The organism is Bacillus kalamii (assembly GCF_047238185.1).
In the GTDB taxonomy this organism is placed as follows: Bacteria; Bacillota; Bacilli; order Bacillales; family DSM-1321; genus Bacillus_AD.
Window position 1 is genome coordinate 2,213,286 of record NZ_JBDFMI010000001.1, and the last position, 19,784, is coordinate 2,233,069.

A 19,784-nucleotide genomic window follows, 5' to 3' on the forward strand; every position below is an offset into this window, starting at 1 on the left:
CAAAACCCGCTCACAATTATGTGTGCGGGTTTTGTATATGTTAAATTTCCATAATGATAGGCAAGATCATCGGGCGCCGTTTCGTTACTTCGTACAGATGTGAATTCAATGCATCTCGGACATCCTGTTTCAACGAGGACCAATCAAAATTTTGGCTGCTAACATTCTTTTCTACCGCTTCTTTCACTAGAGCCACAGATTGGTCGATAAGCTTTTCTGACTCACGGACATAAACAAATCCTCTAGTAATGATTTCAGGTCCTGAAACAATCGCTTTCGTTGCTTTATCAAGTGTTACAACGACAATCAGAATGCCGTCCTGAGATAACAAACGGCGGTCTCTTAATACGATGTTTCCAACATCCCCAATTCCACTTCCATCGATAAGGATATTCCCGGATGTGATTTTACCGGTGACACCAATGCGGCCTTTCACGATTTCTACTGTTTCTCCATTCTCCGCAATCACAATGGAATCGGCTGGGATATTGCTTTCCCGTGCCACTTTTTCATGTGCCTTCAACATCCGATATTCACCATGGATCGGCATAACATATTTCGGCTTTAATAAATTGATCATTAGCTTTAATTCATCCTGATAGCCATGGCCTTGAACATATACGATTTTATTCTTATTGACCACATGCACATTCGCTCTATGCAGAAGATCAATTGCTTTTGTCAACAGCAGTTCTCCGCCGCGCACAGGAGAGGCAGCTACTAAGACGGTATCTTCCGGCCGGACTGAAAGCTGCTTATGGTTTCTGCGGGCCATTTTTTCCATGGCAGCTATCGGTTCGCCTTTTGCGCCTGAAATCACAACAGCAATCTCATTGTCGCTGTATTTATTCATTTCAGCTAAAGGGACCACCAAATCTTCTTCAAAATGGATGCTTTCCGTATGGACACATATATCAAAAATTTGTTTCAGTTCTTGGCCAATAAAAACAACTTTGCGGTTGCTTTTTGCTGCGGCATTCAATGTATGCTGAATCGTATTGATATTGGAAGCGAAAGTTGTAACAATCACTCTCCCAGCGGATGCCTGGAACACATCAGTCATATTCCGTTCAACAATGGCTTCAGAAGTTGTATAACCCGGCTTTTCAGCCCCAGTACTATCTGATAGCAGAAGAAGGACCCCTTCCTCGCCAATTTGGGCGATTTTCCCTAAATCGGCGCTATATAAGCCAAATGCTGCTTGATCAAATTTAAAATCTCCCGTATAAACTATACACCCGTCCTCCGTATGGAGACAGATGCCTAACGAGCCCGGAATACTATGGTTTGTCCGGAAAAAGGAAACGGATGTCTCTCCAAAATGAAGGATTGACTGTTGATCGATCTGGACAAATTCTACTTTTTTCTTACATTTTACTTCTTTCATTTTTAATTTAATCAGTTCAATCGTTAGTTTTGTCCCATAGATAGGAACATTTATATAATTGAGGATATAAGGCAATGCACCAATGTGGTCTTCATGCCCATGGCTGATAAAAATCCCTTGAAACCGGTCTTTATTTTCCAGCAGATAGGACGTATCAGGGATGACTACATCTATGCCGAGCATTTCATCTTCAGGAAACATAAGTCCTGCATCCAAAACAAATAATTGTTCCCCAACCTCGACAGCATACATATTTTTACCGAGTTCACCTTGCCCGCCAAGGGCAGTGACCTTCACTTTATTCTCTTTATTCACGAATATTTCCTCCTATATGAAAGCACTTCCGCTCAATTAAATTATGTCTATTATACCTTACTTATTTTTTATATATCAACCATTTACATAATATGCTGTCTTCTCGATATATTCCGAACTAGCTAAATATAGATTATGTATGGATTATTTTTAATTAAACATGCCTTTTCCTTTTAACTATGGACCTTTGTTTCGGACTGGCATTTCCCGATTCCAATGAAAATCCATAGTCCTTCCATTCCATATGGCGGCATCAGACCTGCTTTTATATAATCCGTTCCTCCTTATTCCACAATATACGGAGATTTTTAGAAGGCCTCATGCCTATTTCTCACAGCATAATGAAAAAACAGGCCGATCAGCCAAATTGATCGACCTGCAAACCTTATTTTTTCAATAATCGGCTTAACTCGCTTCGTTCTTCCGCAGTTAAAGCCACCAATGGAAGCCGTACAGGCCCGACATCCATGCCCTGCAATTGCAGCGCTGTTTTTACAGGAGACGGGCTAGGCGCCATAAACATTCCATTCATGATTGGGCACAGCTTCTGATGCAATGAAGCCGCCTTTTGGAGATCCCCGGAATAGAAAGCTTCAACCATCTCCTGCATTTCATTTCCCACTACATGGGAAGCAACCGAAACAACTCCAGCCGCACCGATAGAGAGCATCGGCAAAGTCAAATAATCGTCTCCGCTGTACAATAGGAAATCATCCGGTGTATTGGCAATTATTTCTGTAGCAGAAGCAAAGTCTGAAGTAGCTTCTTTGATGGCCACCACATTGTTGATTTTTGACAACTGTATTACCGTTTCGGGAGCTATCTTTGCAACAGAACGCCCAGGTACATTGTATAGCATAACCGGAAGGCCCGTACTTTCGGCAATCGCTTTAAAATGCTCATATAGGCCCTGCTGGTTTGGCTTATTGTAATAAGGGGCTACCAGCAGTACTGCATCTACTCCAGCCTGTTCAGCCTTCTTCGTTAATTCAATGGATGCGTAGGTGTTATTGCTGCCGGTTCCTGCAATGACAGGAATACGCTTATCTACGACTTTCACAACATGCCGAAAAAGGGCCAATTTTTCTTCAGTAGTCAAGGTTGGCGATTCACCAGTTGTCCCTGCGACTACAAGAGAATCTGTTCCATTTTCGATCAGATAGTTAATAAGTTGTGTAGTTTTTGGAAAATCGATATTTCCTTTGTAATCAAAAGGCGTCACCATAGCAGTTGACACTTTTCCGAAAGAAATCATGCTTTCACTCCTAATTGAATGGTATTGATGATCAATGAACCCGTGATTGATCTACTTCTATATGCAATTCGAACGCGTCATGCAATGCGTTGACTGCCGATGCTAAATGTTCCTCTTTGACCAATACCCAAATCGTTGTATGGCTATCAGCAGCCTGAAGGATATTAATGCCCTTCTCAGACAGTGCCGTCACTATTTTGGCCGTAACACCGGGAACGCCGGCGATCCCCGCTCCGACTACTGACACCTTCGCGCAATTTCGGATGATCGACGGCTCATAGCCGATTTCTTCCAGCACCTGAACCGCTCTATCAGTCATCTCTTCATTGACGGTGTATACAACCCCAGTCAATGAAATGTTTATAAAGTCCACTGAAATGGAAGCATTGGCCATTGCCTTAAATACTTCTGTCTGAAGGTTATATTGGTCCTTCTTCGCATTGACCCGAATTTGTGTGATTTTAGCGAGATGGGCAATCCCGGTAACGAGCTGGTCTTGAACATCGCTCCCCCTGCTTTCGCGATGGAGGGAAGTGACAAGAGTACCCAATCCGTCACTGTATGTGGAGCGGATTCGAATAGGCACTTTTGCGGCCATGGCAATCTCGACTGCACGGGGATGGATGACTTTTGCACCCTGGTATGCCATATTGCACACTTCATTATAGGTGACAATCGACAAAGGGCGCGCTTTTTCTGCAATACGCGGATCGGCGGTCATGATGCCTTCCACATCTGTAAAAATGTCTACCCATTCAGCTTGGACAGCCGCTCCGATTGCAGCAGCGGATGTATCGCTGCCTCCTCGGCCTATTGTCGTTATATCTCCGTTTCTTGCTACTCCCTGAAAGCCTGCAACCACGACTACATCATATGTTTCCAGTTCTTTCAATAACCGGTCGCATTTCATTTCGATGATTTTTGCATTCGTATGTTCATTATTTGTGCGGAAGCCTGCTTGGGCTCCCGTGAAGGCAGTCGCTTTGATATGGTGATTTATCAGCATATTGGCAAATACAACCGAAGAAATTGTCTCTCCAACAGAAAGAATTAAATCCTGTTCTCTTTTGTTGATATTCATACGCTGTCCCCCCACAAGGGAAAGCAGCGTATCAGTTGCATACGGATCGCCTTTTCTTCCCATTGCAGAAACAACAACTACCACTTTATATCCTTCATTAACCGCTTTTTCTATATGCTTTCTAGCATGAGCCCTGCTTTCTTCATCCCTTACGGATGTTCCGCCGAACTTCTGGACAATTATCTTCATGTACACACCCCAAATGGACTCAGCCCTCCAATGGATGCAAAGGCTGAGATTATCTATACGTTCATCAGTTGACTGAAACTAAGTTTAATTTTAATAGACTTTCTGCGATTTGAACAGAGTTCCAAGCAGCGCCCTTTAATAGATTATCAGAAACAATCCACATATGGAAGCCGCGGCTATTGTCCAAGTCTTTCCGTATACGGCCTACAAACACATCATTCTTCCCTACGCAATCAGCAGGCATCGGATAGACCTGATCTTCCGGAGCATCCTGAAGGACAATGCCAGGTGCGTCTTTCAATACATTTTTCAGTTCCTCTACAGAAACGCCGTCACGCTCAACTTCGATATACACGGATTCGGAATGACCTGTTTCCACGGGGATGCGGACACATGTTGCCGCAACGGGAAGATCAGCACTATGCATGATTTTCTTCGTTTCATTGATCATTTTCATTTCTTCGAAAGTATACCCATTTTCCTCGAATTTATCTATTTGAGGAATTGCATTAAAAGCGATTTGATAATGTTTTTTATCGGATTTAACAGGAAGAACGGATGGTTCAATCTGTTCACCGTTTAATAAAGCTTGAGATTGTTCTTTCAGCTCGGCAATGGCTGCCGCGCCAGAGCCTGATACTGCCTGGTAAGTGGAAACGATGATTTTCTCCAAACCGAATTGCTTACGGATTGGTTCAAGAGCTGCAACCATCTGGATTGTAGAACAATTCGGATTTGCAATTATCCCTTGATGCTCCTTCAAATCTTCTTCGTTCACCTCAGGAACGACCAACGGGACATTTTCATCCATACGGTATGCACTCGTATTATCAACGACGATTGCCCCCCGCTCGACTGCTTCTGGCGCCAATTTAAGCGAAATAGATCCCCCGGCGCTGAATAGCGCAATATCCACTCCAGTAAATGAGTCAGGCTTAGCCTCCTGGACGGTTATTTCTTCATCCTTGAACTGTACAACCGTTCCTGCAGAACGTGAAGAAGATAAAAGAGTCAGTTGCCCGATCGGCAGATCCCTTTGAGACAATGTGGCAATCATTTGTTGCCCTACTGCTCCTGTTGCTCCTACGACTGCTACATGTAAACCTTGTTTCTCTTCCACCATCTATACCCCATTCCTATCCATAACATTTTTGCTATCTTGATTACTGATCCAAATAATTGCATAGTTGATGAAACCGAATGTGCCATCTCCTACATTGTACGTTTAAATCCGCTCTACATAAATAGCAAATGCCTATATATTTATTATTTTAACTAAAAGATTTATTTGATTTTATCATATTATGCATGAAAAGAAAGGAATAAATATTTTAATTTTTCAAAAAATGGCGGTTTTTTATAGGATAACCATTACTTACCGGATCGCTCGATGACAACTGGCTGCAATTGTTTGCCATCAATTGCCGCTTCAATCGTGTCACGGATTAACGTCATATCCGAAACCATCGACTTGGGCTTATTGTGAGGATCATCCTGCCCATAAGGGATAAAATAGATATCTTTTGCTGCCATCAGCTTCATCAGGTTGACACCGTTCAATCCGAGCGCGTCATTGGTTGAAATGCCAAGAACCACTGGCCGGTAATTGCGCAATGTAGCTTTGGCGGCCATTAAGACCGGGCTATCTGTCAGTGCATTGGCAAACTTGCTCATTGAGTTGCCGGTTAGAGGCGCAATGACCATGCAGTCCAGAGGCATTTTAGGGCCCAATGGCTCTGCTTTTACTATACTGTCTATCACCTTGTGCCCGGTGATGGTCTCAAATCGTTTTACCCAGTCTTCACCGTCGCCGAATCTCGTGTTTGTATGCTGGACAGTGGCAGTCACGATAGGAATGACTTCCGCCCCTTCATTGACCAACCGCTCGATTTCCGGAAACACAGCATCATACGTACAATGCGATCCGGTGACACCAAATCCGATCCGTCTTCCTTTTAAACTCATTTCCCTTTCCCCTTTCTTTTTTGAACATCCTCCTGGAGCAATTGATTCAATACATTTGCTAAAATTCGGCCTGCGGTCTTAGGGGCAACTATTCCGGGCAAGCCGGGCGCCAATAATGCTTTTATGCCTCTCTTCTCTGCATAACGGAAATCCGTACCGCCAGGCTTGGAAGCCAAATCTATGATAAGTGTATGGGCAGGCATGGATGCAATTACTCGGGCGCTCACAATTGGAACTGGTATTGTATTAATGCATATGTCTATGTCTTTCACTCGATCGGCCAAATTCCCCAGTAGAAACGGTTTCATTCCCATTTCAGTTATTCTGGCAATATGTTCTGATTTTCTGACACCAACCTGCACATCCGCACCCAATGCCTGGAACGTCCGGGAAACGCTCATTCCCGTTCTTCCGAAACCAAGGACCATTACCTTACTTCCATGGATGGTGAAATCCGTATGCTGGATTGCCATCATGATCGTGCCTTCCACTGTTGGGATACTGTTATATATAGCAACATCATCACGTTCAAAAAGTTTAACGAGTTTGCGGCCCGCTTCTTTCGTTATACCGTCAAGGTATTCATTGCTGATTCCTGAATAGACAACGCAATGGTTTGTTGATTTCTTCAGATGTTCAGCTTTCAGGATTACGTTTTCATTAGAAAAAATGGTCTCTACTTTCCCTTCTGCATTCGTTGCCGAAACCGGAAGAATGATGCCGTCTATTTCCGAAAAATCAATTTCATCTATTTTTTCCTTTGTTGCCCCTGAAAAAGCATGGTCAAGCTGTTCGAAACCGATTAATGAAACCTTTGCGTCCTGTTCTATCAACTTTTTAATCACTTCCAACTGGCGGGCATCTCCGCCAATTATCGCAATTTGCATACCGGTAAGCATATTACATCACCTGCTTCTTAAGGAAATATTGGGATACTTCTTTTCATTTTCCCTACCCATCATATGAAGCATCGCCTAAATAGGTGTTTGTCAATATATATACGCCTGTCATCTAAAGGGTCCAGCAAACCAAAACGATTTTTTTGTAGATTGGATACAGCCAATGCTTCAGCCTCCTTCACGAAAATAGAGGCCCATCCATATACGATTCAACAGGGACGCTCCTGACCGGCGACCGGTGCTAAAGCTGAATCTTTTCTTGTTCACAACAAAAGAAGACGCCTCTTTGAATTAAGAGACGCCTGATTTTTTAATTGGCCGAATCCTCATATTGAGTTTCGGGAATATCGATAATGATCATATCGGCACCGATTTTTTTTATATGCCTCCATGGCACACGAATTTCGTTGCCATTTTTTTTAAAGCCGAACCATTTTACAGAGGGAATAATTAGAGCCACAATTTGTCCATTTTCATTGATTTCCAAATCGGTTTGACCTAATACTCCCAGCCGTTCGGCCCGTTTGACATCGACAATTTCCTTGCCGCTCAGTTCACTCAGCCGCAATCCCATCACCTCTTTTTATGTTCCTATTACATTCATATAGAAATAGGCGTGGTGTTAGAAGTGATTATCTAAAAATTATCAGTTGTTCTTTTTCCAATCTTCGACAGGTGATATAAAAGCCATTGCATGCTCATCTGTAAATACTTTATTAGTGATCTCGGAAACACTTTCCTGTGTGACAGCATCAATCAATTCAACCATCTCATCAAGCGACCGGTGCTTGCCCAGCATCAATTCATTTTTCCCATTCCGGCTCATGCGGCTATTTGTGCTTTCGAGGCTCAACATTAAATTGCCCTTTAATTGCTCTTTACTGTTTTTCAGTTCCTTTTCCGTAATGCCATCTGCTTTGAATGTATCGATCGTCTGCTGTATTGTTTCAAAAAGCACATCCATTTGCTGGGCTCCTGTCCCCCCATAGACGGTCACCATGCCGCTGTCCTGATATCCGGAATGATAGGAGTAAACAGAATATGCTAATCCTCGTTGTTCCCGCACTTCCTGAAAAAGCCTGCTGCTCATGCTGCCGCCGAGAATGTTATTCATGACGATTAAACTGTAAGCGTTCGGCGAACCGATCGGCAGCCCGTTATACCCTAAGCAAAGATGCGCCTGCTCTGTCTCTTTTTTTCGCTGCAATGTATTGTAATGGAATACAGGAGCCACTACTGCACTTTCCTTCTGCTGTGTAGCTTCGTAGTGGCCGAACAATGCTTCCACTTCTTTAATGAATGATTCATCGACATTGCCGGCAACGGAAATGACCAAGCGGTCCGGCGTATACATATTATTCACATACTGTTTCAACGTATCACTTGTGAATGTCGACAACGTAGCCTCTGTCCCAAGGATTGGATAAGCAAGCGGATGGTTTTCGTAAATGGCTTTACTCAATAGATCGTGGACGATGTCATCAGGTGTATCCTCATACATCTTGATTTCTTCCAGTACAACATTCTTTTCCTTTTTCAATTCTTCTTCATCAAAAACAGAGTGGAAAAACATGTCGCTTAGTACATTTAAGGCAAAGCTTGCATGATTATCAAGCACTTTTGCATAATAGCATGTATATTCTTTTGAAGTAAAAGCATTCACTTGGCCGCCAATGCTGTCAAACGCCTCTGCAATTTCTTTTGCGTTACGTGTTTCGGTTCCCTTAAAGAACATATGTTCAAGAAAATGAGAAATTCCGTTATTTGCTTCATTTTCATTAATGGAACCTGCTTTAATCCATAAACCAATAGCAACAGAACGGACTGTCGGTATATTTTCTAAAACGATCCTCGCACCATTGCTGCATGTGTATTTTTTAATCAATGTAGTTCCTCCCTGTTTCCTGCTGTGTTTTTCTATATTATTTTTCATCGGATGATCCTTTCCTCCGACAATGCATCAGAAACTGTGCTGATCTCATACTGTTGCTTCTTGATATTCTTAATAAGCGAGTCAAGAGATTTAGCTGTAGGATCGGTCGGATGCATAAGGATGAAAGCTCCGTTATGAAGTTTGCTCAGTACCCGTTCCGTCAAAACGGCCGGAGACGGTTTTTGCCAATCGATGGTATCCACACTCCACATAATTGTATCCATTCCTAGCTCATCGGCGATAGTAACAGTGTCACTTCTAAACGCGCCGCTTGGAGGCGCAAATAAAGTACACTCTTTTCCGGTGACTGCTTTAATGACCGCATTGGTCTCTTTTAATTCTTTACGTGTAAGGCCGGATGATAAATTCTCAAGATTAGGATGTGTATACGAGTGGTTCCCGACTTCGTGCCCTGCCTCTACAATCATCTTTGCAATCTCTGGATTATTTTTTGTCCAGCGCCCTTCCAAGAAGAAAGTAGCTTTTACATGGTTGTTTTTCAAGGTGGATAATATGGATGGAATATATTCGTTTCCCCAAGCCACGTTGATTAAGAGCGACGCAACCGGTTTCTCAGGATGCGCTCTGTAAATCGGTTCAGCCTTCAATTGTGAAAGATGGACGTTCGGGCGGACTTGTTTATAAATCAGCTTTTTTTCATCAAAGAAGCCTTTCTTCCTCATTACGGCATAGGAAGCCTTAATATCGACCTTGAGGCCATTATATCCCGGTACTGTCTTCCACACAGAATCTATCATAGCATCTTTTGGCGCAACTTCATATTTCTTAGCTTTAGTGCGGATTTCCTGTAGCAATCCATCTTGCTTGGCACTTGCTGAAACGGCTTCGTATTTCATTGTTGTGAGATATGTACTGATTGCTGGCGTTTGCATTGACAACAAGGAAATGCCACTAATCGCACAAATAATGGCCGCATGCTTAACATGTCCCTTCATCCATTGGACCTCCCTCATAAAATGCACTCTTGTCCGATTATCTGCTTGCATCTGCCTCTTTTCCCTATTTAGCCTTAAAGCAGATCGGCTTTGAATAATCGAATCAAAACGTGTTTGTTTTATCTTTTGTCATTTTGGCAAATCCAAAACATCCTTTGTACAGTTTTATGAAAACAAGCCTGCCGATAGAAGCGCCTGCATTAAAATAAGATGATCCTAAACAGAAAAAAACCGTGGTTCTGCACCACGGTTTTAATAGGAGCGAACATTAGCTCATTTGTTCTGCTTCTTTTTGTTCTTTCAAAACAGCTTTATGGGATAGATTTACTCTACCTTGCTTATCGATCTCTGTCACTTTGACAAGTAAGTCATCACCGATGCTAACAACGTCTTCCACTTTCCCTACACGCTCAAGCGCTAATTCAGAAATGTGAACCAATCCGTCTTTACCGCTAAAGATTTCTACAAACGCGCCGAATTTTTCAATGCGCTTCACTTTGCCAAGATACGTTTTACCGACTTCGACTTCACGCACTAAATCTTCGATGATTTGTTTTGCTCTGCGGTTATTTTCTTCAACAGTAGAAGAAATAAAGATGGTTCCATCTTGTTCAATGTCAATCTTGACAGAAGTCTCTTCAATGATCTTATTGATTTGTTTGCCGCTTGGCCCAATGACGTCGCGGATTTTATCCGGATTGATTGTCATCGTCAAAATCTTCGGTGCATATTTAGACAGCTCTTCACGAGGTTTCCCAAGAGTAGCCAGCATGGAATCAAGGATATGCATTCTTCCTTTTTTCGCTTGCTGTAATGCTTCCTCTAAAATCTCTCTTGAAAGGCCGTCGATCTTAATGTCCATTTGCAGGGCAGTAACACCTTTTGCCGTACCAGCCACTTTGAAATCCATATCGCCAAGATGGTCTTCCATCCCTTGGATATCCGTTAAGATTGTATAGTGCTGATCCTTTTTAACTAGGCCCATTGCAATACCTGCGACAGGGGCTTTGATCGGTACACCTGCATCCATCATTGCTAGCGTGCTTGCACAGATGCTCGCCTGTGAAGTGGAACCGTTCGATTCCAACACCTCAGAAACAAGGCGGACCGTATATGGGAAATCTTTTTCAGAAGGAATAACCGGTTCAAGGGCACGTTCACCCAATGCACCATGGCCAATTTCGCGTCGGCCAGGGCCGCGCATGAATCCTGTTTCCCCTACGCTGTATGGAGGGAAATTATAATGGTGCATAAAGCGTTTTGATTCTTCCACACCAAGTCCGTCCAAAATTTGGACATCCCCAAGGGCGCCAAGAGTACAAATTGATAAGGCTTGAGTTTGTCCACGGGTAAACAAACCAGATCCGTGCGTACGGGCAAGAAGGCCAGTCTCAGAAGATAACGGACGGATTTCATCCGGTTTACGTCCATCTGGGCGGACCTTTTCTTCTGTGATCAAGCGGCGCACTTCATTTTTCACAAGCTTATTCAGGATTTCCTTCACTTGTTTTAAATCAGCATCTTCCGCTTCCTGTTCCTCGTAGTGTGCAACTACTCTTTCTTTCACTGCTGAAATAGCCTCTTCACGTGCATGTTTCTCCTGCACTTGTACTGCTTTATTGATATCCTCTTCACACATGGCAGTCACTTCTGCCAAAAGCTCTGAATCAATTTCATACAAGGCGATTTCGCGGTTTTCTTTGCCGACTTCTGCGACAATTTCTTCCTGGAACGCAATTAGACGTTTAATTTCATCATGTCCGAACATGATTGCTTCAAGCATGACTTCTTCAGGCACTTCATTAGCGCCAGCCTCAACCATATTGATTGCATCTTTCGTACCCGCAACCGTTAAATTGATATCGCTTGCTTCCATTTGTTCAACAGTTGGATTGATGATGAATTTATCATCGATACGCCCAACGATCACACCTGCAATTGGGCCTTCAAATGGAATATCTGAGATAGAAAGAGCCAATGAAGATCCAAACATAGCTGCCATTTCTGAAGAGCAGTCCTGATCGACACTCATTACAGTGCTCACTACCTGGACTTCGTTACGGAAACCGTCTGCGAACAATGGACGGATAGGACGGTCGATTAAGCGGCTAGCCAAGATCGCCTTTTCACTAGGGCGCCCTTCCCGTTTAATGAATCCTCCTGGAATTTTACCTACTGCATATAATCTTTCTTCATAGTTCACAGTCAGCGGAAAGAAATCCACTGTCTTGGGATCTTTTGATGCTACAGCGGTACTTAATACTGCTGTATCGTTGTATCGAATTAATGCTGCACCGCTTGCCTGTTTAGCTAATTGACCAATTTCCACAGTCAGCGTTCGTCCAGCCCAATCGATGGAAAATGTCTTTTTTGTTTGATCCATTTTTTCAAAACCCCTCTCTACAATCTATAAACGAGAATATGAATACGTTATACGAATTTCTTCACACTTTCATATATGTAAAAGCTCTTGTTTACTTAATCACACTATTTTTATTATGCACGAAAAAATGTATCATTAACAGTATTAAAATAAATATGTATGCACATTTTTTCTATTTTGACCAATTATTTAATTTTTAAGCCGCTTTTAGAACTATTTTCTGTATTTACAAGAAAAAAGCGGGAAAAATCCCGCTTTTTGTAAGGTGGGGAATGCCCCACTGGCGTTAAAGGCCTTTTACAGAGCCTTTAGAATTATCGACGTAAACCAAGTTTGTTGATTAGTTCGCGGTAACGAGCAACATCTTTGTTACGTAGGTAAGTTTGAAGGTTACGACGTTTACCAACCATTTTCAAAAGACCGCGACGTGAGTGGTGATCTTTCTTATGGATACGTAAGTGCTCGTTAAGAGCGTTGATTTCTGCAGTCAAAACAGCGATTTGAACTTCTGGAGATCCAGTATCGTTTGCATGCGTTTTGTATTCTGCGATGATTTCGTTTTTGCGTTCTTGTGTAATTGCCATTCTTTTTCACCTCATAAATTTTTTAAAAATCCCCTGGTGCTGAGCATAGCGTTGGTGATTCGACTAGCCAAGACATCGGTTCATTTTTTAATACGTCCTTTATCATACTCGTAAATGCATGAAAAATCAAGGCGGAGATCATATTTTATTAAAATATTGTTTGGTATTCTCTGTATCCGCCGTTATTTGGTCGATCAATGCATCAACAGAAGTGAATTTGATTTCTCCTCTTAGGCGCTTATGCCATTCAATTGTTATTTTATCATCATAAATGGTCTGGTCGAAATCAATAATATATACCTCTACGAATGGGATATCTGGATGCTCATCATGGAAGGTTGGCTTATAGCCGACACTGCATACCCCCCGGTGCCAAATGCCATCCACCAAGACCCGAACCGCGTATATGCCTATGGAAGGAATGATTACATTGTCCCCAATCTCCGTGTTCGCTGTTGGGAATCCCAATTCTCTTCCCCGCTTTTCTCCGTGTACGACAATTCCTGTTGTTGTATAATAGCGGCCGGTCAATTGCTTAAATGCATCCATCTGCCCTTCGCTCAATGCCTTGCGGATACGGGTGCTGCTTACTTTCTCATCTTCCATATCAATCCGTCCGATTGTTGTTTGCGTAAAGGCGCCGTGTGCATGTTCAGGAAGTGTTTCCATTGTTCCTTTCCCGAATTTACCATAGGAATAATCAAAGCCAGCTGTTACATGCTTGACGTTCAAACCTATTAAAAACTCATCGACAAAAGCCTGTGGGCTAACAGAAGCAAACGCTTCTGTAAAATTGCAAATGAATAGGTAATCCACCCCGAGATTTTCAATTAAAGACACTTTATCCTGCAACGAAGTAATATAGTGTACAGCCTGTCCCTTTTTCAGAACAGCAAGAGGATGAGGATTAAATGTCATAACAGCTGATTTCCAGCCATTCTCCTTTGCTGTGGCGATTGCTGATCGAATCACTTGCTGATGGCCAAGGTGAACACCGTCAAAAAAGCCAAGAGCAATCGATAAAGGCGGAAAATCATATTTATTATACGTATGAGGATGTTCTAATTTAATTACGTTCAATGCCCTCTCCTCTTTCCAAAAGAACCAATCTTTTCATTTATATGGTTGTCCGCAGCACTTTAACCGGTTTCATGCAATTGCATTTATGTTCATGCACTTTATACACAGCAAGCGCAGCTCCTTTATATAGTATAACAAATGGTTCGCCAGGTTGGGTAGAAACTGCTTCCGGCTTTTCAAGAACAGCTCCGTTGATGACCTTGCTGGCAGCTTCTTCTGATACAACCAGGCTAGGCAGATGCTCCAACCCCCTCTCAAGAGGCTTCAGAAGGTCCTGGGCTTGTCCTCTTTCAGCAGTTTCCGCAACCTGCTCCAACGTATAGCATTCATCCAGATCGAAGCCTGCCGACTGGATCCTTCTCAAATAGGACATATGGGCCGGATACCCTAACGCTTCCCCTATCATGACAGCAAGTGTACGTATATAGGTCCCTTTTGAACAAGATACACGGAAACGGAACTGGATCGTTTCTCCAGTGAATACTTCACGGTCATCGAGCAGCTCAATTGAATATATAGTGACCGTCCTTGTCGGCCGCTCTACTTCAATCCCTGCCCTGGCATATTCATAAAGCTTTTTCCCATTTACTTTAACGGCAGAATACATCGGCGGCGTTTGTTCAATTTGCCCGGTGAACGATTGCAGTACAGCTAATATATCTGCACGGCTGATGGTTTTCATGCCAGGAGCGGATTCCACTGTATCACCGGAACGGTCTTCTGTTGTTGTCGAGAAGCCTATTGTCACTTCACCTTCATAGCTTTTTCCTGCATCTGTCAAATACTCGGCAACTTTGGTCGCCCTTCCTATGCATATTGGCAGTACTCCCGTCACATCAGGATCCAGAGTCCCAGTATGGCCAACTTTTTTTGTGCGGAGAATTTTCCGCAATTTAAACACACAATCATGCGACGTCATACCTGCCGGCTTCAACAAAGGCAAAATGCCTTCCATTTGAATCCACCTCTTCCTATTGCATTCTTATCGATTTTGCTTTAAAAAAAGCTGGCTTCGGAAGCATGCATACACAATGCTCGGAAGCCAGCCTTTTACATGAAGATCTCCTTATAAAGGTTTTCTCCACCTAGACCGATCCTTGTTGGATCGATATTACTCTTCGTTTTGTTTATCGTCTGTTTCAGCATGGATTTGGTGAATTAAATTTTCGATTTTATTACCATAATCTATTGATGAATCCCATTCAAATGTAATTTCAGGCGTGATTCGCAGACGGATTCGCTTGCCGATTTCAGATCGGATAAATCCTTTTGCCTTTGAAAGGCCGATTAAAGTGGCTTGCTTTTGTTCTTCGTTGCCAAGCACCGAAACGTACACAGTTGCTTGCTGAAGATCGCCGGTCACTCTTACATCTGTCACAGTCACAAAGCCGATTCTTGGGTCTTTTAATTTGCGCCCAATAATATCGGTCAATTCTTTTTTCATCTGTTCTCCAACACGATTTGCACGAAGGCTCATACTATCACCTCGTCTATATTATACCCATTGAAATTCCGTTATGGTCCTCTCCATTTCAGGAAAGGAATCCACAAATTTCAATGCCTGCTGCAATTCTTTTTCTGCGGCCGCATGCGAAGCACCCACCGTCACTATGACAATTTTTGTCCTCTGCCACAGATCCTGGTAATCAACTTCCGCCACGGCCACATTGTACTTTTGCGAAAGCCTTCTTAGAATTCGTTGCATGACCCCCCGTTTATCCTTGAGCGAGTGGGCATCATATATGATGGCTTCAAATTCTACTGAGACAATCACTTGCGTTCGATTTCTTCCATTACATATGCTTCAATAATATCGCCTTCTTTAACATCATTGAAGTTCTTGATTGTAATACCGCACTCATAGCCCTGGGCCACTTCTTTCGCATCGTCCTTGAAACGTTTCAATGCATCGATTTCGCCCTCATAAATGACAACGCCATCGCGGATTAGACGGACGCCGCTGTCACGTGTGATTTTACCGTCTATCACATATGAACCAGCAATAGTTCCGACTTTGGACACTTTGAATGTCGTGCGGACTTCCGCTTGTCCGATGATTTTCTCTTCAAATTCAGGATCTAGCATTCCCTTCATTGCAGATTCGATTTCATCGATTACTTTATAGATGATGCTGTGCAGGCGCACATCCACTTTTTCCGATTCGGCAGCACGCTTCGCATTAACATCCGGACGGACATTGAAACCGATAACGATCGCATTGGAAGCAGTCGCAAGCATAATGTCATGTTCATTGATGGCACCTACGCCGCTGTGGATGATTTTAACTTTTACGCCTTCCACATCGATTTTTTGTAGAGATGCAGCCAATGCTTCGGCAGAGCCTTGAACATCTGCTTTAACGACTAGATTGATTTCCTTCACATCGCCTTGTTTCATTTGTTCGAACAAATTATCAAGCGTAACGACTGCTTTTTCATTCCGTTGTGATTGAACTTGCTGTTGAGCTCGTTCTTCTCCCACGTGGCGGGCCGTTTTTTCATCTTTAAAGACTACAAATAAATCCCCAGCCTGAGGCACTTCATTTAAACCAGTAATCTCAACCGGTGTGGATGGTGCAGCATCTTTTACGCGGCGTCCAAGGTCATTGACCATTGCACGTACACGGCCGAAAGATGAACCGACAACGATTGGATCGCCGATTCGCAATGTACCGTTTTGGACAAGCAATGTCGCGACAGGTCCACGGCCTTTATCAAGCTGCGCCTCAATAACAGAACCGGTAGCCAATTTATTCGGGTTCGCTTTATATTCTTCCACTTCACTTACAAGCAGGATCATTTCAAGCAATTCATCGATTCCTTGGCCCTTTTTAGCAGAGATTGGCACAAAGATTGTGTCTCCTCCCCATGCTTCTGGAACAAGGCCGTGTTCTGTCAATTCCTGCATAACACGGTCAGGGTTGGCCGCTTCTTTATCCATTTTATTGACAGCGATAATGATTGGCACTTCAGCTGCTTTTGCATGGTTGATCGCTTCGATTGTCTGAGGCATAACACCGTCATCGGCTGCCACAACAATGATCGTAATATCCGTTATTTTCGCTCCGCGCGCACGCATCGTTGTAAATGCAGCATGTCCCGGTGTATCAAGGAATGTGATTTTTTTATTATTGACCGTTACTTGATATGCACCGATATGCTGAGTGATTCCGCCGGCTTCGCCTTCGGTTACTTTCGTATTGCGGATACTGTCAAGCAATGTGGTTTTACCATGGTCGACGTGTCCCATGATTGTAACGACTGGCGGACGTTCTTCCGTATTTTCAGCGGCATTTTCTTCACTTGCCGTATACGCTTCAAGGTCTGTCATATCGATTTTGATTTCCTCTTCAACCTCTACACCATAATCGCCGCAGATCAATTCGATTGCATCTTTTTCAAGGCTTTGGTTGATTGTGGCCATTACACCTAGCATAAATAACTTTTTGATGATTTCTGAAGGCTCACGGTGCAATTTTTTAGCCAATTCACCAACCGTCAAAGAATCTGTGAATGTAATCTTCTTAGGAAGCTCCCTCTCTTTTCTAGGAGTATGCATTTGCGGTGTTTTGTTTGTATTATGCTGCTTTTTGCCATTGCGCTTCTTGTTTTTGTTGAAAGGTGTTTGGTTGCCGCCCGGCTTTTTGTTGTTCCCTGTGCCAGGTTTCACCGTTGCTTTTTTCTTTAATTTCTGTTTATTGACGCTGTTCTCGTCATGGCGGTCTTCATATTTGTTTTCAATGGCAACCTTTTCATCCCTTGATTGGTTATCTGCGGATGCATTGTTCACATTTTTCTTTTCATATTTTTGGTCTAGTTTTTGTACAGCGGGATCTTCCATAGTTGACATATGATTGGTTACCTCTATATTCATTTCTTTTAGCTTTTCAATAATCTCTTTGCTTGAAACATTATGTTTTTTTGCGTATTCATACACACGTATTTTTGTCATACGTTCACCCCCGTATAAATTAATGCAGCAATGTTTTCAACTTGTTGGCGAAACCATCGTCAAGCACGGCGATAACCACGCGATGATCTTTGCCAATTGCGTGACCAAGTTGATCTCTACTTTCCACTTTCATTAGAGGCACATTGTAGTAATTGCATTTATCGGTTATCTTTTTTTCCGTATTGGAGGAAGCGTCTTTTGACAAAAGAACCAATTTGGCTTTTCCACTGCGAACTTCCTTTACAACAAGTTCTTCACCGGATATGATTTTTCTGGCTCTGTTGGCTAAGCCCAACAGAGAGGCCCATTGAGGTTGATTCATTTGTTTACAGCTTCTCCTTTTGTACTAGATCGAGCAGGTCTTCATACAGCCCTGGTTCGATTTTCGCTTCAAGATGGCGGGCTAGCGCATCCTTCTTCTGTGCTGCCAAAATCGCCTCGCGATCAAGGGACACATAGGCACCACGCCCAGATTTTTTACCGGTCAGGTCTATAGAAACGTCGCCTTCTTTGGAGCGTACAATGCGCACCATTTCTTTCTTCGGCTTCATCTCCCCGGTTACCACGCATTTTCGCATTGGAATCTTTTTGCGAGTCGACATCTTATTCACCTCTATCAATCAAGATTTTCTTCATGGTCATGATTGTATAAGTCATCGTAACTCTCTTCAATGCTTGCTTGGCTTAAGAAAGCCTCTTCTTCTTCTGCTGCTTCTTGATGCTCAACAGGGTAAATGCCTGCTTCACGTGCATCCGTTTCACTCTTAATATCGATTTTCCAGTTTGTCAATTTAGCTGCTAGGCGAGCATTTTGGCCCCGTTTGCCGATGGCTAACGATAACTGGTAATCAGGAACAATTACAGTTGTCGCCTTTTCTTCTTTATTGACAAGGACTTCCAATACTTTGGATGGGCTTAGAGCATTCGCAACGAACTCAACCGGATCCTCTGACCACTCTACGATATCGATTTTTTCACCTTTAAGTTCGTTCACGATTACTTGGACACGCTGCCCTTTTTGACCGACGCAAGCGCCGACAGGATCAACATTTTCAACATCAGTATGAACAGAGATTTTTGAACGATCCCCTGCCTCGCGGGCAACGGATTTAATTTCAACCGTTCCATCAAAAATTTCAGGAACTTCTGTTTCGAACAGGCGCTTCAATAAGCCAGGATGTGTTCTGCTGACAAAGATTTGCGGCCCTTTTGACGTTTTTTCCACTTTTGTGATAAACACTTTGATGCGGTCATGGGGCTTGTATTGTTCATTCGGCATTTGTTCGCTTGCAGGAAGCAAAGCTTCGATTTTGCCGAGGCTTACATAAATATATCTGTTATCGACACGTTGGACGATTCCATTCATAATGTCTTCTTCACGATCGATGAACTCTGAGTAAATAATTCCTCTTTCAGCTTCACGGACACGTTGTGTAACAACCTGCTTGGCAGTCTGTGCAGCGATCCGGCCGAAGTCCTTCGGTGTCACTTCCATTTCGACTACATCTTCAACCACATAATTAGGGTTGATTCTTCTAGCATCCTCTAAAGAAATTTCGAGGCGTGAATCAAATACTTGGTCCACTACTTCTTTACGTGCAAGCACACGCATAGTGCCTGTGCCTAAATTTAAATCCACACGGACATTCTGCGCTTGGTTGAAGTTACGCTTATATGCAGACACCAATGCAGCTTCAATTGCCTCTATTATAACATCTCTGGAAATACCCTTTTCCTTCTCCAAAAGAAGAAGAGCATCCAATAATTCACTACTCATTGTTAAATCCCCCTGACTCGGTATATTTC

General features: G+C 43.0%; 19 protein-coding genes. All 19 read right to left on the bottom strand.

Annotated elements, in window-relative coordinates; all coding sequences use genetic code 11:
- Positions 1-40: 40 nt before the first annotated feature.
- The 19 genes from ABC357_RS11020 to nusA all read right to left on the bottom strand — a co-directional run bounded on the left by ABC357_RS11020 (position 41) and on the right by nusA (position 19,755).
- Positions 41-1,708 carry a ribonuclease J gene (locus tag ABC357_RS11020; RefSeq protein ID WP_412888639.1) on the bottom strand — a complete coding sequence of 556 codons (1,668 nt, stop codon included), beginning with the start codon at positions 1,706-1,708 and terminating at the stop codon, positions 41-43.
- A 379-nt stretch (positions 1,709-2,087) separates the two neighbouring features.
- Complete coding sequence (dapA, locus tag ABC357_RS11025; protein WP_412887549.1) at positions 2,088-2,957, bottom strand: 4-hydroxy-tetrahydrodipicolinate synthase; 870 nt, start codon at positions 2,955-2,957, stop codon at positions 2,088-2,090.
- A gap of 31 nt (positions 2,958-2,988) precedes the next feature.
- Positions 2,989-4,227 carry an aspartate kinase gene (dapG, locus tag ABC357_RS11030; protein WP_412887550.1) on the bottom strand — a complete coding sequence of 413 codons (1,239 nt, stop codon included), beginning with the start codon at positions 4,225-4,227 and terminating at the stop codon, positions 2,989-2,991.
- Positions 4,228-4,291: 64 nt separating this feature from the next.
- Complete coding sequence (gene asd, locus ABC357_RS11035; RefSeq protein ID WP_412887551.1) at positions 4,292-5,350, bottom strand: aspartate-semialdehyde dehydrogenase; 1,059 nt, start codon at positions 5,348-5,350, stop codon at positions 4,292-4,294.
- A 248-nt stretch (positions 5,351-5,598) separates the two neighbouring features.
- Positions 5,599-6,192, bottom strand: coding sequence for a dipicolinate synthase subunit B (dpaB, locus tag ABC357_RS11040; protein WP_412887552.1), 594 nt, complete (start codon positions 6,190-6,192; stop codon positions 5,599-5,601).
- Positions 6,189-7,091, bottom strand: a complete 903-nt coding sequence (gene dpaA / locus ABC357_RS11045) for a dipicolinic acid synthetase subunit A (RefSeq protein ID WP_412887553.1) — start codon at positions 7,089-7,091, stop codon at positions 6,189-6,191. Before dpaA ends, dpaB begins: the two co-directional genes overlap by 4 nt.
- A gap of 310 nt (positions 7,092-7,401) precedes the next feature.
- Positions 7,402-7,659, bottom strand: a complete 258-nt coding sequence (locus tag ABC357_RS11050; protein WP_412887554.1) for a YlmC/YmxH family sporulation protein — start codon at positions 7,657-7,659, stop codon at positions 7,402-7,404.
- A gap of 78 nt (positions 7,660-7,737) precedes the next feature.
- Positions 7,738-8,976 (bottom strand): M16 family metallopeptidase, encoded by a 1,239-nt coding sequence (locus ABC357_RS11055; protein WP_412887555.1) that lies wholly within the window; start codon positions 8,974-8,976, stop codon positions 7,738-7,740.
- A gap of 44 nt (positions 8,977-9,020) precedes the next feature.
- A complete protein-coding gene (locus ABC357_RS11060) occupies positions 9,021-9,980 on the bottom strand; it encodes a polysaccharide deacetylase family protein (protein WP_412887556.1) in 960 nt (319 codons plus the stop codon).
- A gap of 268 nt (positions 9,981-10,248) precedes the next feature.
- Positions 10,249-12,363 carry a polyribonucleotide nucleotidyltransferase gene (gene pnp / locus ABC357_RS11065; RefSeq protein ID WP_412887557.1) on the bottom strand — a complete coding sequence of 705 codons (2,115 nt, stop codon included), beginning with the start codon at positions 12,361-12,363 and terminating at the stop codon, positions 10,249-10,251.
- Between the two features lie 314 nt (positions 12,364-12,677).
- Positions 12,678-12,947, bottom strand: a complete 270-nt coding sequence (gene rpsO / locus ABC357_RS11070) for a 30S ribosomal protein S15 (RefSeq protein ID WP_412887558.1) — start codon at positions 12,945-12,947, stop codon at positions 12,678-12,680.
- A 138-nt stretch (positions 12,948-13,085) separates the two neighbouring features.
- A complete protein-coding gene (locus ABC357_RS11075) occupies positions 13,086-14,027 on the bottom strand; it encodes a bifunctional riboflavin kinase/FAD synthetase (RefSeq protein WP_412887559.1) in 942 nt (313 codons plus the stop codon).
- A gap of 37 nt (positions 14,028-14,064) precedes the next feature.
- Positions 14,065-14,982, bottom strand: a complete 918-nt coding sequence (gene truB, locus ABC357_RS11080) for a tRNA pseudouridine(55) synthase TruB (RefSeq protein ID WP_412887560.1) — start codon at positions 14,980-14,982, stop codon at positions 14,065-14,067.
- 156 nt (positions 14,983-15,138) lie between these two features.
- Positions 15,139-15,504: a 30S ribosome-binding factor RbfA gene (rbfA, locus tag ABC357_RS11085; protein ID WP_412887561.1), complete on the bottom strand. Its 366-nt coding sequence runs from the start codon at positions 15,502-15,504 to the stop codon at positions 15,139-15,141.
- A gap of 18 nt (positions 15,505-15,522) precedes the next feature.
- Positions 15,523-15,801 (bottom strand): DUF503 domain-containing protein, encoded by a 279-nt coding sequence (locus ABC357_RS11090; protein WP_412887562.1) that lies wholly within the window; start codon positions 15,799-15,801, stop codon positions 15,523-15,525.
- Positions 15,798-17,978 (bottom strand): translation initiation factor IF-2, encoded by a 2,181-nt coding sequence (gene infB / locus ABC357_RS11095; protein WP_412887563.1) that lies wholly within the window; start codon positions 17,976-17,978, stop codon positions 15,798-15,800. The genes ABC357_RS11090 and infB overlap by 4 nt, the downstream gene beginning before the upstream one ends.
- Positions 17,979-17,997: 19 nt before the next feature.
- The gene (locus ABC357_RS11100; RefSeq protein WP_412887564.1) at positions 17,998-18,300 is read right to left on the bottom strand and encodes a YlxQ family RNA-binding protein; all 303 of its coding nucleotides are present in this window, start codon (positions 18,298-18,300) and stop codon (positions 17,998-18,000) included.
- Positions 18,301-18,304: 4 nt separating this feature from the next.
- Positions 18,305-18,580 (bottom strand): RNase P modulator RnpM, encoded by a 276-nt coding sequence (gene rnpM, locus ABC357_RS11105; RefSeq protein ID WP_412887565.1) that lies wholly within the window; start codon positions 18,578-18,580, stop codon positions 18,305-18,307.
- A 14-nt stretch (positions 18,581-18,594) separates the two neighbouring features.
- Positions 18,595-19,755, bottom strand: a complete 1,161-nt coding sequence (gene nusA, locus ABC357_RS11110) for a transcription termination factor NusA (RefSeq protein WP_412887566.1) — start codon at positions 19,753-19,755, stop codon at positions 18,595-18,597.
- Positions 19,756-19,784 lie beyond the last annotated feature (29 nt).

Coding starts and splice junctions, on each gene's coding strand:
- dpaA (WP_412887553.1), bottom strand. CDS start 7,091: ATGCTTACCGGTATGCAAATTGCGATAATTGGCGGAGATGCCCGCCAG.
- nusA (WP_412887566.1), bottom strand. CDS start 19,755: ATGAGTAGTGAATTATTGGATGCTCTTCTTCTTTTGGAGAAGGAAAAG.
- ABC357_RS11060 (WP_412887556.1), bottom strand. CDS start 9,980: ATGAAGGGACATGTTAAGCATGCGGCCATTATTTGTGCGATTAGTGGC.
- rbfA (WP_412887561.1), bottom strand. CDS start 15,504: ATGAGCCTTCGTGCAAATCGTGTTGGAGAACAGATGAAAAAAGAATTG.
- dapA (WP_412887549.1), bottom strand. CDS start 2,957: ATGATTTCTTTCGGAAAAGTGTCAACTGCTATGGTGACGCCTTTTGAT.
- rnpM (WP_412887565.1), bottom strand. CDS start 18,580: ATGTCGACTCGCAAAAAGATTCCAATGCGAAAATGCGTGGTAACCGGG.
- truB (WP_412887560.1), bottom strand. CDS start 14,982: ATGGAAGGCATTTTGCCTTTGTTGAAGCCGGCAGGTATGACGTCGCAT.
- pnp (WP_412887557.1), bottom strand. CDS start 12,363: ATGGATCAAACAAAAAAGACATTTTCCATCGATTGGGCTGGACGAACG.
- ABC357_RS11100 (WP_412887564.1), bottom strand. CDS start 18,300: ATGAATCAACCTCAATGGGCCTCTCTGTTGGGCTTAGCCAACAGAGCC.
- dpaB (WP_412887552.1), bottom strand. CDS start 6,192: ATGAGTTTAAAAGGAAGACGGATCGGATTTGGTGTCACCGGATCGCAT.
- dapG (WP_412887550.1), bottom strand. CDS start 4,227: ATGAAGATAATTGTCCAGAAGTTCGGCGGAACATCCGTAAGGGATGAA.
- asd (WP_412887551.1), bottom strand. CDS start 5,350: ATGGTGGAAGAGAAACAAGGTTTACATGTAGCAGTCGTAGGAGCAACA.
- rpsO (WP_412887558.1), bottom strand. CDS start 12,947: ATGGCAATTACACAAGAACGCAAAAACGAAATCATCGCAGAATACAAA.
- infB (WP_412887563.1), bottom strand. CDS start 17,978: ATGACAAAAATACGTGTGTATGAATACGCAAAAAAACATAATGTTTCA.